The following is a 14,321-nucleotide window of genomic DNA, read 5'->3' as shown; positions in this document are numbered from 1 at the left end:
TTAAATCAGTGAACAGTCAACAGTTATCAGTTATCACGGTTTCAGTTGGGGATTTAACCCCGACTGAAACACACCACTTTTAGAAGTGGGGGACTCTGACTCCCAATTGATTTACAGTTTTTAACTGATAACTGATAACTGATAACTGATAACTGTTGATAACCGATAACCGAATAACCAATCAATGTGTCAACTTCTGGGAATGAATTGCAATGTACCGACTGATATTTGCTTTTCTTTTGAAGGCTTTTCAGCTCGGGGAGGTAAAACTGACGATCATAAAGATGGTTGGGGTATTGCTTTCTTTGAGGGAAAGGGTTGTCGGATTTTTATGGATGCTAAATCTTCCGTTAATTCTCAAATTGCCGATTTTGTGAAACGTTATCCCATTCATTCAACTCACGCCATCGCCCATATTCGTAAAGCAACTCAAGGTGAAATTGTTTTGGAAAACACTCACCCTTTCCGTAGGGAATTATGGGGACGATATTGGGTTTTTGCTCATAATGGTGATTTGAAAGATTTTAATTTGCCATTTATGGATTTTTACGAACCTGTGGGTAATACTGACAGCGAAAAAGCTTTCTGCTTGATTTTAGAAAGTTTAAGGCAGCAATTTCCCATGGTAAAACCGCCTTTAGAACCATTGTTGACGATTCTCAAAAAAATCACTAATAAAATTGCTAAACAGGGCATATTTAATTACTTATTAACTGATGGCGAACATTTTTTTGCTTACAGTTCAAGCAAACTTTGTTACATTGTACGGCAAGCGCCTTTTGCTGCGGCTCATTTAATTGATGAAGATGTGACAGTGGATTTTAGCGAATTAACCCGCCCTAGCGATCGCGTCGCGGTGATTGCGACTACACCCCTTACAGATAACGAAGTTTGGACACAAATTAAACCGGGAGAATTACTCACATTTCACGAGGGTGTACCTATTAAAGTATCAAATTAAAGTATCAAAAGAAATTTAGAGATAGGATGTATTGCTACATCTTTCCTAAGTAATCAAGCCTTGATTATTTATATAATTACCACTTATAAAACTGTTCCCTCCAGCCCTATCTAAACCAAATGTCTCATTAATGAAGGCACAAGTACTTATAGTTAGAAATCATTAAGAATTAGATATTAACTCCCATCCTTTTCTAACTCTAGCGTGAGTCCATTTAAGATAAGGAGTAATCAATAATCTAATTAGCAAGGGAATAATAATTGCTGCTCCAAAAAGAATTAAAGCTAATATTTTGATAGCAATAATTTGTAGGTCTTTAGCTAAATCTTGCACTTCTAAAAGCATTTCTTGATAATATCCTTGGATTTGCCTAATGTCGGGAATATTACCAATTGCTTCGTTGATTTTACTCAGAATAACAAAGTTTTCTGCCAATATATTTTTTGTATCTTTTAAACCCGGTACTGGAATATCAAAACCGGGAATACTAGGCAATTTTATAGGTAATTTTGTATCGGGAATCTTAATTTCAGGAATTTTAATTTCTACTGGAATAGTTACAATTCTCTGGGAAACTTGAGATAAAGTAGTTTCTAAATTGCCAATCGGCTCTACAGAAATATTTAGAGAATCTGTGGTTTGTTCTAATGTACTCACTATACCAATGAAGGTGCTGTTAATTTGATTTACAGTACTATTTATCAGGTGACTCATATCAAAAAATATACTAATACAAATTATTATCCAAAAAATTGGGATAAAAGCACTGACAATCATCCAGAAACCTTTAATTTTTTTTAAGCTCATGTAAGTAACTCCAGATTTATTTATTTAAATATTATTTGTTTAAATATTATTTACTTATAAGCCCCACTAGAATTTTAATACAAGACCTATGGTATGAGAAAAAAGACATCTGGGATGAAACACGTTATTAATAATTGCAGCCTATCGTAAGTCCTAAAACCCCAGTGGTAAGTGAGAATGGAAATAGCTTCACAATTACAAGCGGAGATTATATAAATAATATGGATGCTGAAGAATTACAGCGACGTTATGACGCAGGGGAAAGAGATTTTACAGCAGTTAATTTACGCTCGGCTAAGTTAATTGGAGCTAATTTAGTGGGGATCAATTTATTTGCAGCGGATTTAACAAATGCTAATTTAGCGAAAGCCAAATTGTGGGGAGCGAATTTAGGGGGTGCTAATTTAGCGAATGCTAATTTAACCCGAGCTAATTTGAGCGGTGCAAATCTCAAAGATGCCAATCTCCGGGGAGCCAAGTTGAAGTATATTAAGATTTATGGAGCTAATCTTGCTAGAGCTTGCTACGATAACAGCACTCATTTTACTCCCAATTTTGACCCTATTAGCAATCAGATGCAAAAGTTTTAATTAGGGAGCAGTTGGGGTAAAGGTCAAAGGTTTAAGGTCAAAGGTTTAAGGTTTAAGGTCAAAGGTTTAAGTTTTAAGTTTAAAAATTGAATAACTCCGCTGCTACTAACTCAAAACTCCTAACTCCTAACTCAAAACTCCTAACTCAAAACTCCTAACTCTTAAATATTTATCGCACCAGTTAACCATTTCCCAGAGTACATGAGCGACTGCTTCACGGGAACGATAACTGTGGGTTTCGCAAGGTAACTCTACCCATCGCACAGTTGCACCATTACCTTTGAGTGCTTCGTATAAACGTTTGCTTTGTAAGGGATATGTACCTGGATTGCTATCGTTTGCACCATGAATTAATAATAATGGTGCTTTAATTTGCGATGCATGGGTGAAGGGTGACATATTAATGTAAGTTTGTTGTGCTTCCCAAAAGTTACGCTGTTCTCCTTGAAAACCAAATGGTGTTAAAGTACGGTTGTAAGCTCCACTTCTAGCAATTCCCATACAAAATAATTCCGTGTGGGCTAGTAAATTTGCGGTGGTAAATGCACCGTAAGAGTGTCCGCCGATACCGATATGCTTAGGGTCTGCGGCTCCACGTTGAACTACATAATCAACTGCGGCTTGCGCTCCAGCAATTAATTGTTGTACATAGGTATCGTTGGGTTCTTTTTCTCCTTCACCGATTATAGGTAAGGTTGCACCGGAAAGTACTGCATATCCTTGAGTTAATAGAAATAATACAGAAGTCATACCGGGACGACTGAAGGTGTTTTCGGCTGTGGTGATTTGTCCAGCAAATTCTTTGTCTTTGAATTCTTCAGGGTAAACCCAAAATATTGTCGGTAAGGGACCGTCTCGTTCCAGGTCATAACCGGGAGGTAAGTATAATTTCGCTGATAGCTGCACTCCATCGGCTCGTTGATATTGGACTAATTCTTTATGAATTCCTGCTAATTGCGGTGCGGGGTCTTGGTAATTGGTGAGTATCTTTTTATCGTTATTGTTCCGAGAAAACCGCATCAGGTTTGGTGGTTCGGTTTGGGACTGACGTATGGTAATCAGGTTTTGTGCTTCGTCGTCAAGTACAGCAAATATTTCTTCATAATAAGGGTCTTGACATTGCCACAACCGTTGAGTTTCTTGAGTTTCTAAATTGAAACTATCTAAGAAGGGATATACACCATCGGGTGATGCACCCCGTCCGCTGAGGTATATAGTTTGAGTATCAGGTGCAAAACGGAGAACTTGGTAATCATAGTCTCCTAACTTGACTATCGGTGTTCCGGGAGCGTTATATTTATCTTCAAAGCTGCGGTCGAATAGTAATTGTGGTGGTGTTTCTGGATTATTTGGGTAAATCCGCCAAGTTCTGCAACGACGTGTATCATACCATTTTTCATACACCAGCGCTGCATCTGAAGTTCCCCAAACTACTGAATTAAAGCGATATTCTGACTTCCATAATTGGGTTGGTGTTGCCGTAAATGGTGCTTCTAGGATGAATAAAGCATCGCGATCGCCAACTTCTAGATTGGGGTCTCCATCATCTAGTGCTTCTACCCAAGTTAATGTAGCTTTTGCATCACTGCGCCAGGATATTCGTCTTCTACCTTTACGTACAGCATCAAATTTGATGGAACGTTCTTCATCAAGAGGTAAATCTGCTACTTGATAAATCTGGTTTCCGTTATGATCAATTACATATATGTTTCTAGGAAAACGTGCTGCGGGGACTTGGTAAGAAAAGGGTTTGTGTATAGTAGAAATTAAAATAAATTTACTGTCGGGAGAAGGAACAATTTCATTAATTAGACAAGATGAAATTAATTGATTACGGTTTCCTTCAAGGGTAATTTTTTCTAAATTTGAAGTTAGATAATATTCAAATAATGCCTCATCATAAGAACTTTTGAGTAAATTTGTATAGGTACGAGTTGGTTTTTTATTACCTAAGTTTTCCTGAATTAAAGGACCAGGAGGAATGTTAGATTCCGTTGGTAAATCACCGCGATTATGGGAGACAAATTTACAAATTAATGTTTCATCGTCAAACCAACGGTATGGTGTTCCGTAAGCAGCATTGAGTACGGGTTCGGTTAAACGTTTGGTGGTTCCATTTGCTACGTACAAAACCCAAAGTTCTAAACCTGTTGCTTGAGTAAGGGTAAAAGCTAATTTTTGACTATCTCTAGACCATTTGATAAAACTGATACGGGGATTTTCTGGTAATTCGATGATTCTCACATTGTTGGGAGAATCTACTGTCTTAATCTTCATACTATAGTAAGTATTGTGACGAGCCGGACCATTAGTTTGCGGATTCAAACGAAAACCTGCTACAGCAACTTCCGGTTCTGCAAGTAAAGCGATAGGAACTAAGTGTAATTGTTCCAACTCCAGCATCCAGGTTCTATCAGGAGAAATACGAATCTGTGGTGGGAGTGCTGCTTCGAGAATTTGATTGATCGGTTGTGGTGGTTGTTGCCAAATTTGTGGGGTGGAATTTTCCATTTTGTTGTATGTAAGTACCTTTGTAATCCTAGAACATCAGTTGATGATAACTACTTTATATTAGTAATCTCCCTATAATGGGTATATGTTATATATAGTACATAATCAATGAATTTTTATTGTACGAAATTTGATTATTCATAAATCTATATTGATTAATATCAAATAATTATGACATTTAGCTCAATCGAATCAGAAAAACAGTCCAAAGCTCAAATTCAAAAGCAACTAGAACAGCAAAAAACTCTTGCAAGAGTAATTAGCAGAATTCGACAATCATTAGATTTACAAACTATTTTTCAAAATACTGCAACCGAGGTGCGAACCTTACTTAAAGCTGACAGAGTAGCTGTATTTAAATTTGATATTGCAAATGATTGGGAAGGAGAATTTGTTTCAGAAGATGTTGCATCTGGCTGGGATTCAGTAATTGCCAAAAAAGTCCACGATTATTGTTTTGGAGAGCAGTTTGCGGCTCATTATCAACAAGGTAGAGTCCAAGCAGTTGGTGATATATATCAAGCAGGATTAAGTGATTGTCATGTTGATATTTTAAGTCAATTTCAAGTACGTGCCAATCTGATTGTCCCATTATTACAAGAAAATACTTTATGGGGTTTGCTTTGTGTACATCAATGCAGTGATATTCGTCATTGGCAAGAATCGGAAATTGAATTTATCCGATTAATTGCTGAACACTTTACCGTTGCGATTCAACAAGCCGAATATTTCCGAAAGTTAGAATTACAGGCTTTAAGGTTAGCTCAATCGGCTCAACGTGACAAGGTAATTACTCAGATTGTTAATAAAATTCGTAGAACATTTGATATTGAGACTATCTTTCAAACAACAACTCAAGAACTACGGGAATTACTCCAAGCCGATCGAGTAACAATTTTTCGTTTTAATTCCGATTGGAGTGGTAATTTTGTTGCGGAATCTTTTGCAGAAACATTGACTCCTTTAGTTGATATTCAACCGATAATTAATGATACTTATTTACAGGAAAATCAAGGTGGGCGATATATTCGTAATGAGACATTTACTGTTAATAATATTTACCAAGCTGGGTTAACTCAATCTCATGTAAATTTATTAGAAAAATTTGAAGTAAAAGCTTTTGCAACCGCTCCGATTCTTCAAGGAGAAAAACTGTGGGGAATCATTGCTGCTTATCAAAACTCCGCACCGAGAATCTGGCTTCAAGATGAAGTGGAAATAATTACCCAGACTGGAGCGCAAATTGGTATAGCATTAAGACAGCACGAATTATTATCTAAAGCTAAAAATCAAGCCCAACAACAAAAAACATTAACTAAAGTAATTACTCGGATTCGGGAGTCTTTGGATTTAGATACTATTTTTCAAACAACTGTTACTGAAGTTCAACAAATGTTAAAAGCGGACAGAGTAGCAGTTTTTCAATTCGATCCTCAACAAAATTGGGAAGGAGAATTTGTTTGGGAAAGTGTTGCTCCTGATTGGGATTCTGTTGTTGCAGCTAAGGTTTATGACCATTGTTTTGGAGAACAATTTGCTGCTGATTATCAACAAGGTCGTGTACAAGCAGTTGCTGATATTTATGCAGCAGGATTGAGCGATTGTCACGAGAAAATTTTAGCTCAATTCCAAGTCCGTGCTAACTTGATTGTTCCTTTACTTAAAGGAGAAGATTTATGGGGTTTATTATGCGTTCATCAATGCGATAATCCTCGTAATTGGGAATCAGAAGAAATTGAATTTACCCGTCAAATTGCTGATAATTTAGGAGTTGCTCTACAGCATAATCAAACTTTATTAGAAGCTCAATATCAAGCAGAACAGCAAAAAGCATTAACTGGTATTATTACCCGAATTCGTGAATCATTAGATTTAGAAACCATCTTCAAAACTACTGTTACCGAAGTACGTCAACTTCTCAAAGTCGATCGAGTAGGAGTTTTTCGTTTTGACAAAGCAACTGATTGGGAAGGAGAATTTATTTACGAAGATGTGGCTGCTGGTTGGACTTCAGCTATCGCCACAAAAATTTATGACCATTGCTTTAGCGAACGATTTGCACGACTTTATCAACAAGGTAGAGTGAATGCGATCGCCGATATTCATCAAGAAGAATTTAAACATTGTTACTTAGAAATTTTAGAAAAGTTTCAGGTTCGTGCTAATGTTGTGGCACCCTTGTTAAAAGAAGGTGAATTATGGGGTTTATTATGTATTCATCAATGCAGTAATACTCGTAATTGGCAATCTTCAGAAATTGAATTTATCAGCCAAATTGCTGAACAACTTAGTATTGCTTTGAAACAAGATTCCTATTTAAAACAAGTCCGGATGCAAGCAGTAAAATTAGCAGAAGCGACAGAAAGAGAAAAAGCCATGGAACGGCAAAAGCTTCTGGCTGAAACTGTTGATAAAATTCGTCAGTCACTTGATATTAAAGTTATTTTTAAAACCACTACTCAAGCGGTAAGAGAATTACTAGAAGTTGAACGAGTTGCAATTTATCGTTTTAATTCCGATTGGAGAGGTAAATTTGTGGCAGATTCCTTTAAAGATGATAATAAACCTGTTATCAATACACAACCAATTGTTCAACCAGCATTTTCTGATGACGACGACGATAATTTACCTCGCAATGAAACTTTTGTTCCCATTTCTCAAGGTGATAAATTGTGGGGACTATTAGTTGCTTATCAACACTCGCAACCCCGCTACTGGAAAGATGAAGAAGTCAACTTACTTGCACAAGTTGGAACGCAATTAGGAATCGCGATTCAGCAAGCAGAATTACTGGAAAAAACGACAATTCAAGCGATAAAACTTGCTCAAGCTTTACAAGAATTAAAACAAACTCAAGCTCAATTGATTCAAGGTGAAAAAATGGCAGGTTTGGGACAGCTAATCGCTGGAGTGGCTCATGAAATAAATAATCCTGTCAATTTTATTTCTGGTAATCTAACTTATGTAACTGAATATACTGATAATTTAGTCAAACTGATCAATCTTTATCGTCAAAATTCTTCAATACTATTACCAGAAATTCAAGAACAAATTGAACAAATTGATTTAGACTTTATTCTCGAAGATTTACCAAAAACCCTCAATTCTATGCAAATAGGCTCTGAGCGGATTAGTCAAATTGTGCTTTCTTTACGAAATTTTTCTCGTAAAGATGAAGCCGATCTAAAAACAGTAAACATTCACGAAGGATTGGATAGCACTTTACTTATTTTAAAACACCGATTAAAATCAAATGGCGAATATCCCGGCATTGAAATCATTAAAAAATATGATAAATTGCCATTAGTAGAATGTTTTCCTGCTCAACTAAATCAAGTATTTATGAATATTTTGAGCAATAGTATTGATGCATTAGAAGACAAATTTTCTACATCATCCTCCACCTCTGCTCAAGTTACTTTAAATATTGAAATTACCACCGCAGCAATTAATGATAAAATCATCATTAAAATTGCCGACAACGGTTGTGGGATACCAAAAGAAATACAAAATAAAATTTTTGACCCATTTTTTACCACAAAAGAAGTCGGTAAAGGTACAGGATTAGGGTTACTTATTTGTTATCAAATTGTAGTTGAAAAACACCAAGGTCAAATTAAATGTTTTTCTCAGTTAGGACAAGGTACGGAATTTGTGATTGAATTACCAGTGAAAGGTTAAAGGTTAGAGGTTAAAGGTTAGAGGTTAAAGGTTAGAGGTTAAAGGTTAGAGGTTAAAGGTTAGAGGTTAAAGGTTAGAGGTTAAAGGTTAGAGGTTAAAGGTGATAATTGCCCCCAACCCCCCAACCCTACTTCCTACTCCCTACTCCCTTTATTCAAATTTATAGAAAAGGTGTTGTTTTTACTTTTAACCGACTTAAAAAATTAGTATAGTCATTTCAAATAACAAAAAGCTATTTAGTAATATAGACTGCATTCCGTTAACGTCCGAATAATCATTAAAAGGAATCAACTGGGAATACCTCTTCTATGAGTTCATTACATTTATCCTTTACGCTTCCATCTCGCTATAGTAGCTTTTTACCTCGGTTCTTGCGACTGGCATCTGTGAGTATTCTCTCGAATATGATGGTACCGTTATCTGGAATAGTTGATACTGCATTCCTAGGACATTTGGCAGATATTCGTCATTTAGCAGGGGTAATTTTAGCCAGCATTTTATTCGACTACCTCTACCGAATTTTGAAGTTTTTTCGCAACGGTACCAACGCTATTACCGCTCAAGCTGTGGGAGAAAATGATGAGAAGGGAATTCTACTCTCTTTGTTACGGAGTAGTTTAGTTGCAATGGCGATCGCGATTGTCATCCTGATTTTACAATACCCCATCCAAAAATTTGGTTTTGCGATTTTAGCAGGTTCTCCAGATGTGGAAGTTTTTGGCATTGACTATTTTAATGCTCGAATTTGGGGAGCTCCTGCGGTTCTACTCAATTTTGTGCTGATTGGTTGGTTTTTGGGACGGGAAATGAATTTTCTAGTATTGCTGATTTCTTTTGTAGGTAATTGCTCGAATGTGATACTAGACTATGTAATGATTAATCGATGGGGCTGGGAAAGCATGGGAGCCGGGTTAGCTACGGCTTTAAGTCAATATTTAGCGCTGCTGGTAGGGTTGGTAGTCGTCGTTTTGAATATTCCTTGGAAAATATTACCGACAATTATTAAAGATGTGTTTAACTGGCAAGCTCTCAAAGCGAGTATAGCACTCAAAACTAATATTCTCGTCCGCTATTTGGCTATGATTACTGCCTATTCTATCTTTACTAACCTCAGTGCTGCCATGGGAAATGAGGTAATCGCAGAAAACGGATTGCTGCTGCAAATTGTACTCTTAAGTCAGTTCGCAGTTAACGGCATCGGTTTAACTACTCAATCTTTAATCGGTAACTTTAAAGGTAAAGGGGAAACCCAACAAATGATGCCAGTGTTACAGGTTTCTATCTTTACTGGTGTATTAATTGCATCTATACTTTCCTCAGTAACTATTCTATTTCCACAAACGATTTTTGGCTTATTAACCAGTCATACCGATATTAGCCAATCTGTTACGAATTATCGGGACTGGTTGTTACCGCTGTTAACCTTTGGTGCTATTGCCTTCATGCTTGAAGGGTATACTGTTGGATTAAAACAAGGAGCAAGACTGCGTAATTCTGCCTTAATTGCTTTGGGGTTAGGATTTGTTCCTATGGCAGGTATGGCTTGGTACTTGCAAAACAATCATTTATTGTGGTTATCACTGACATTTTATATGGCAACATTAATGGTGTCTCTTGGGGTGCAGGTTCCGAGAATGCAGAGTCAGCAATAATCTTTATTTTTCGCTTCTGTGAGAAATCGGGTTTTTATAATCATTAGACATCTCCGAAAAAGAATGTAGAAACGCGAAATTTCGCGTCTCTACAAGGTTTCTGGATGACGCATCATTAATTTCCACCAGATGTCTATTATGGTAAAAACCCGACTTTTTGAACTTGGTTTTTGAACAAGTCGAATTAACCTCGTCGCAATTGGTCATACTCAAGTCGTAATTTATGATCCATCTCATTCTACTTTATCTGGGTTCCATCCAAATTTTATTTACGCTTATTCTTTGTAGGAAATAATTTATCGTCTCACAATGCATCTATCTGAAGTTATAAAAAAATAAAATCGATTGGAAGTAGTGTTTTGATGATTAACTCATTAAAATCAACTTTGATAAGGGGAAAGAAGTCGGGTTTCTTTTAGAAACCCGGTTTCTGGGTCTAAACTATGAATTACAAATCACCACCATGGGTTATCAACCAATCGAAAATTACGGCATTATCGGCAATATGCATACCACCGCTTTGGTGGGGATGAATGGTTCCATCGATTGGTTTTGCTACCCCAGACATGATTCCCCAAGCGTTTTCGCTGCTATACTCGACGAAAACAAAGGTGGACATTTCAGTATTTCACCTACACTTGGCGATCGCGCTCACAGACAATTTTATTGGCCAGAAACTAACGTTTTAGTCACCCGCTTTCTTGCTGATTGTGGTGTCGGACAAGTTATCGATTTTATGCCTGTAGGATTATCTGAGGGCGAAGACGGTTATCATTGGTTGGTGAGACAGGTAAGTTGCATACGCAGCAGTATGAAGTTTCGTATGGAGTGTTATCCTGCTTTTAATTATGCTCGCAATGATCATTCCACCCAACTTAGTGAAGGTGGTGTGATTTTCAAATCATCCGATTTAAATTTAGGATTGGTAACTGATATCCCTCTCAAGCAGGATGACAAAGGTGTTTTTGCAGAATTTACTTTGGCTGCGGGGGAATCGGCAGTATTTATATTACGTGAAGTTGATTGCGAGCAAGGTTGTGGCTTACCGCTGAATCCAGCAGAAACTAGGCAGGTATTTGAACATACTGTAGATTACTGGCACCGTTGGATTTCTAAGTGTACCTATAAAGGTCGATGGCGCGAAACTGTAGAGCGTTCAGCGTTAATGTTAAAATTACTTACCTACGAACCAACTGGAGCAATTATCGCAGCACCAACTTGCGGTTTACCCGAAACCTTGGGTGGTGAGCGGAATTGGGATTACCGTTACAGTTGGATTCGCGACGCTGCTTTTACCCTTTATGGATTAATCAGAATTGGATTTACAGAAGAAGCAGGAAAATTTATCGATTGGATTATATCCCTTTGTCCGTCATATTCAGAAGCAGATTCGCAATTGCAGATAGTATATGGTATTGATGGTAGAACAGACCTTAAAGAAGAAGTTTTAGACCATTTAGAAGGATATAAGGGTTCTTATCCCGTTCGCATCGGTAATGGTGCTTACGATCAAACCCAACTTGATATTTATGGCGAGTTGATGGATGCTGTTTATCTTTATGATAAGTATGGAAGCCCGATATCTTACGAGACATGGATTAACTTATATAAGTATATAGATTGGGTTTGCGAAAACTGGCATATAAAAGACCACGGTATTTGGGAAACCAGAGACGCAAAACAAGACTTTGTTTATTCTAAATTAATGTGTTGGGTGGCACTTGATCGAGGTTTACGTTTAGCTCAAAAACGTTCCCTTCCCGCAAATCGCGAAAAATGGCTGAAAGTTCGCGATCAGATATACATGGATATCATGGACAAGGGATGGTGTGAAGAAAAACAAGCCTTTGTTCAGTATTACAACAGTCATACCTTAGATGCCAGTAATCTCATCATGCCCCTGGTACTTTTTATATCACCAACCGACCCCAGGATGCTCAAAACACTCGATGCAATAATGCGATCGCCACAACAAGGAGGGCTGTTATCCAACAGTTTAGTATTCCGTTACAACACCGAAGACTACAGCGACGGGTTGGATGGTGAAGAAGGAAGCTTTAACCTGTGTACATTTTGGTTAGTAGAAGCTTTAACCCGTGCAGGAAAAGGAGGACATACTGAACGTCTTGACAAAGCAAGATTAATCTTTGAAGAAATGTTAAGTTATGCTAATCATCTGGGATTGTATGCAGAAGAAACAGGTACAAGCGGTGAAGCATTAGGGAACTTTCCTCAAGCTTTTACCCATTTATCATTAATTAGCGCCGCTTATAATTTAGATCGTTCAATTTGATCAGATAGGTAATAGGTAATAGGTAATAGGGTTGGGGAGAATAGGTATATAACTGAACAGAAAATACACAATTAATGAATACTTACATACTTAGAGGGTGTTTATAAAATAAATGGAAAGTACGGTGTGTTACGGCTTCTGGGATTCTATCGGAAAAAGAGTAGGTGAAAATTTGCCGTAACGCACGCCTGGCGTTGTTGGTGCGTTAGATGTATTCAAATTATATGTTTTAGCAGAAGATAGTCGTGCATCTAACACACCCTACAAAAATTTTATTTTGTATTTATAAACACGCTCTTAGAAAGACAATTCCTAATTCCATGTTATCCACAGACACACTACGCGCTTCACTCCTAACTCCTAACTCATAACTCCTAACTCATAACTCCCCAATTTCAAAAAATCGCGGCAAGATAGAAATAGAGATAATTTAAATTTAGGTAATCAGTTATGTTTCCTTTCTGGATGAATTCTTGCTGCGGTACTGATAATTTTTCTACTACAAGTCATCAAGAGAACAAATTAAAATTTCTCAAATTTATGAGAGACAACGTAGAAGCAAGATTAGCCGCTCTGAATGCAGCGATTGAAACTATCGAACGTCAAATCAGCCGAAACCGCGATACTGTTTAAGAAAAGTTAGGAGTAAAAGATAGGACACGAAATGTACATACAATTTAAACATTGCCAGACATCAAAACTATCTTTTTTACTGATAAAATGGTATTAAAGTAAATACCTCGAAGCTCGTGTAACCATTGGTTCCGGCATTAATATGTATTAACTGCTAGTGGCTTGAAGCTCGCTCAAGCCTTTGTGGGATGCCACCTTTCTTGGTTTTCCAAGAATGTTATATCTAGACTTTTGGCTTGTCTAAAATGTCTATATTGAAAGCATCAGTTAGGCTCAGCCTTGACTATGAGGCAGAGCAACAAGGGAATACATTCCCAGCTAAAAGCTGGGAACGAGAAAAACTCAAATAAAAATAACGAATTTCCTTACAATCATTCACCAAAATTTAGCCCACGAAGGTGGGCTTTGTTTTTATAGCCCCAGACTTCTAGTCTGAGGGGCTTGTATTCAGGAATTTTTATCACCCACCCAGAAATTTTACCCAACTCAAAGACGATTTAACTGCATTAAATAAGCGTTTATCCGTTGTCCATAATTCAATTGACAAGCGTTCTGTTAAGGCTAGATAATGAGCATCGTAAGTTGCAGATAATGAATAACGTTGTGCAATTTGAAAAGCTTGTTGATGTAATTGGGTATCTCCGTAAAATCTTACTCCAAGATTGACTGCTCGCTCTAAAAGTTTTTCACCTTCTTGTGGTGTAATTTGTTGAGCTACTACAGCTCGGTGAAATGCATTACAAATCTCATAAATTAGTAAAGTAGGAGCAACTATGGTATATCCTTGTGTTTCCCATTCATCCCATTTTTCTTGATAGATAGAATTTGGACTAGCATTAGTTAAAAAACGCACAATAAAACTAGCATCAACACATACCATTGCTGTTGTCATGAGTTGGGTTTTTTTCCAAAACAATCGTGAAGCATCTCATCTTGTTGAGTGGTACGCTCATCCCTGGTGATGTAAATATACTCATCTATTGGAGGGTTAAATGCTTCTCCTTTTCGCCGTTGATAAATTTTATTCCTTAGCTGCTCTCGTTTTTGTTGTTCAGATGAAGAAAGTTTCTGCTGTTTCAACTTTTCCTCTAAAAAAATTTGTTCTTCTGGCGTTAAAGATTGAATAATTTGCATTAACGATTCAACTAACCGAGTATTCATAGATTTAGCTAAAGTGAACAGCTATTCTATAG

The 14,321-nt window shown here is 37.1% G+C and carries 10 protein-coding genes; 6 read left to right on the top strand and 4 right to left on the bottom strand.

The window, feature by feature from the left end; genetic code table 11:
• Positions 1–184 precede the first annotated feature (184 nt).
• Complete coding sequence (locus IQ247_RS22070) at positions 185–961, top strand: class II glutamine amidotransferase (protein ID WP_193923321.1); 777 nt, start codon at positions 185–187, stop codon at positions 959–961.
• A 162-nt stretch (positions 962–1,123) separates the two neighbouring features.
• Here the strand turns inward: IQ247_RS22070 and IQ247_RS22065 are convergent, their stop codons facing one another.
• Positions 1,124–1,768, bottom strand: coding sequence for a hypothetical protein (locus IQ247_RS22065; RefSeq protein WP_193923319.1), 645 nt, complete (start codon positions 1,766–1,768; stop codon positions 1,124–1,126).
• Between the two features lie 134 nt (positions 1,769–1,902).
• Here IQ247_RS22065 and IQ247_RS22060 point away from each other — a divergent pair, with 134 nt between their 5' ends.
• Positions 1,903–2,358: a pentapeptide repeat-containing protein gene (locus IQ247_RS22060; protein WP_228059952.1), complete on the top strand. Its 456-nt coding sequence runs from the start codon at positions 1,903–1,905 to the stop codon at positions 2,356–2,358.
• Positions 2,359–2,484: 126 nt separating this feature from the next.
• Here IQ247_RS22060 and IQ247_RS22055 read toward each other — a convergent pair whose 3' ends face one another.
• On the bottom strand, positions 2,485–4,869 hold the full coding sequence (locus IQ247_RS22055) for an alpha/beta hydrolase family protein (protein ID WP_193923317.1): 2,385 nt from the start codon (positions 4,867–4,869) through the stop codon (positions 2,485–2,487).
• Positions 4,870–5,040: 171 nt separating this feature from the next.
• Here IQ247_RS22055 and IQ247_RS22050 point away from each other — a divergent pair, with 171 nt between their 5' ends.
• The 4 genes from IQ247_RS22050 to IQ247_RS22035 all read left to right on the top strand — a co-directional run bounded on the left by IQ247_RS22050 (position 5,041) and on the right by IQ247_RS22035 (position 13,128).
• A complete protein-coding gene (locus tag IQ247_RS22050) occupies positions 5,041–8,550 on the top strand; it encodes a GAF domain-containing protein (RefSeq protein WP_193923316.1) in 3,510 nt (1,169 codons plus the stop codon).
• 308 nt (positions 8,551–8,858) lie between these two features.
• A complete protein-coding gene (gntT, locus tag IQ247_RS22045; RefSeq protein ID WP_193923315.1) occupies positions 8,859–10,202 on the top strand; it encodes a guanitoxin biosynthesis MATE family efflux transporter GntT in 1,344 nt (447 codons plus the stop codon).
• Positions 10,203–10,665: 463 nt separating this feature from the next.
• Positions 10,666–12,495 (top strand): glycoside hydrolase family 15 protein, encoded by a 1,830-nt coding sequence (locus tag IQ247_RS22040; RefSeq protein WP_193923314.1) that lies wholly within the window; start codon positions 10,666–10,668, stop codon positions 12,493–12,495.
• Positions 12,496–12,945: 450 nt separating this feature from the next.
• A complete protein-coding gene (locus IQ247_RS22035; protein WP_193923313.1) occupies positions 12,946–13,128 on the top strand; it encodes a hypothetical protein in 183 nt (60 codons plus the stop codon).
• Positions 13,129–13,588: 460 nt separating this feature from the next.
• Here IQ247_RS22035 and IQ247_RS22030 read toward each other — a convergent pair whose 3' ends face one another.
• Positions 13,589–14,020, bottom strand: a complete 432-nt coding sequence (locus IQ247_RS22030) for a type II toxin-antitoxin system VapC family toxin (protein WP_193923312.1) — start codon at positions 14,018–14,020, stop codon at positions 13,589–13,591.
• Positions 14,017–14,289 carry a hypothetical protein gene (locus IQ247_RS22025; protein ID WP_193923311.1) on the bottom strand — a complete coding sequence of 91 codons (273 nt, stop codon included), beginning with the start codon at positions 14,287–14,289 and terminating at the stop codon, positions 14,017–14,019. The genes IQ247_RS22030 and IQ247_RS22025 overlap by 4 nt, the downstream gene beginning before the upstream one ends.
• Positions 14,290–14,321: the final 32 nt, after the last annotated feature.

Source organism: Plectonema cf. radiosum LEGE 06105 (genome assembly GCF_015207665.1).
GTDB classification, from domain to species: Bacteria; Cyanobacteriota; Cyanobacteriia; order Cyanobacteriales; family Nostocaceae; genus Rivularia; species Rivularia radiosa_A.
The sequence above is the reverse complement of the archived record's forward strand: the minus strand, read 5'-3'. Positions and strand labels throughout refer to the sequence as shown.

Coding starts and splice junctions, on each gene's coding strand:
- IQ247_RS22070 (WP_193923321.1), top strand. CDS start 185: ATGTGTCAACTTCTGGGAATGAATTGCAATGTACCGACTGATATTTGC.
- IQ247_RS22065 (WP_193923319.1), bottom strand. CDS start 1,768: ATGAGCTTAAAAAAAATTAAAGGTTTCTGGATGATTGTCAGTGCTTTT.
- IQ247_RS22055 (WP_193923317.1), bottom strand. CDS start 4,869: ATGGAAAATTCCACCCCACAAATTTGGCAACAACCACCACAACCGATC.
- IQ247_RS22050 (WP_193923316.1), top strand. CDS start 5,041: ATGACATTTAGCTCAATCGAATCAGAAAAACAGTCCAAAGCTCAAATT.
- gntT (WP_193923315.1), top strand. CDS start 8,859: ATGAGTTCATTACATTTATCCTTTACGCTTCCATCTCGCTATAGTAGC.
- IQ247_RS22040 (WP_193923314.1), top strand. CDS start 10,666: ATGGGTTATCAACCAATCGAAAATTACGGCATTATCGGCAATATGCAT.
- IQ247_RS22035 (WP_193923313.1), top strand. CDS start 12,946: ATGTTTCCTTTCTGGATGAATTCTTGCTGCGGTACTGATAATTTTTCT.
- IQ247_RS22030 (WP_193923312.1), bottom strand. CDS start 14,020: ATGACAACAGCAATGGTATGTGTTGATGCTAGTTTTATTGTGCGTTTT.
- IQ247_RS22025 (WP_193923311.1), bottom strand. CDS start 14,289: ATGAATACTCGGTTAGTTGAATCGTTAATGCAAATTATTCAATCTTTA.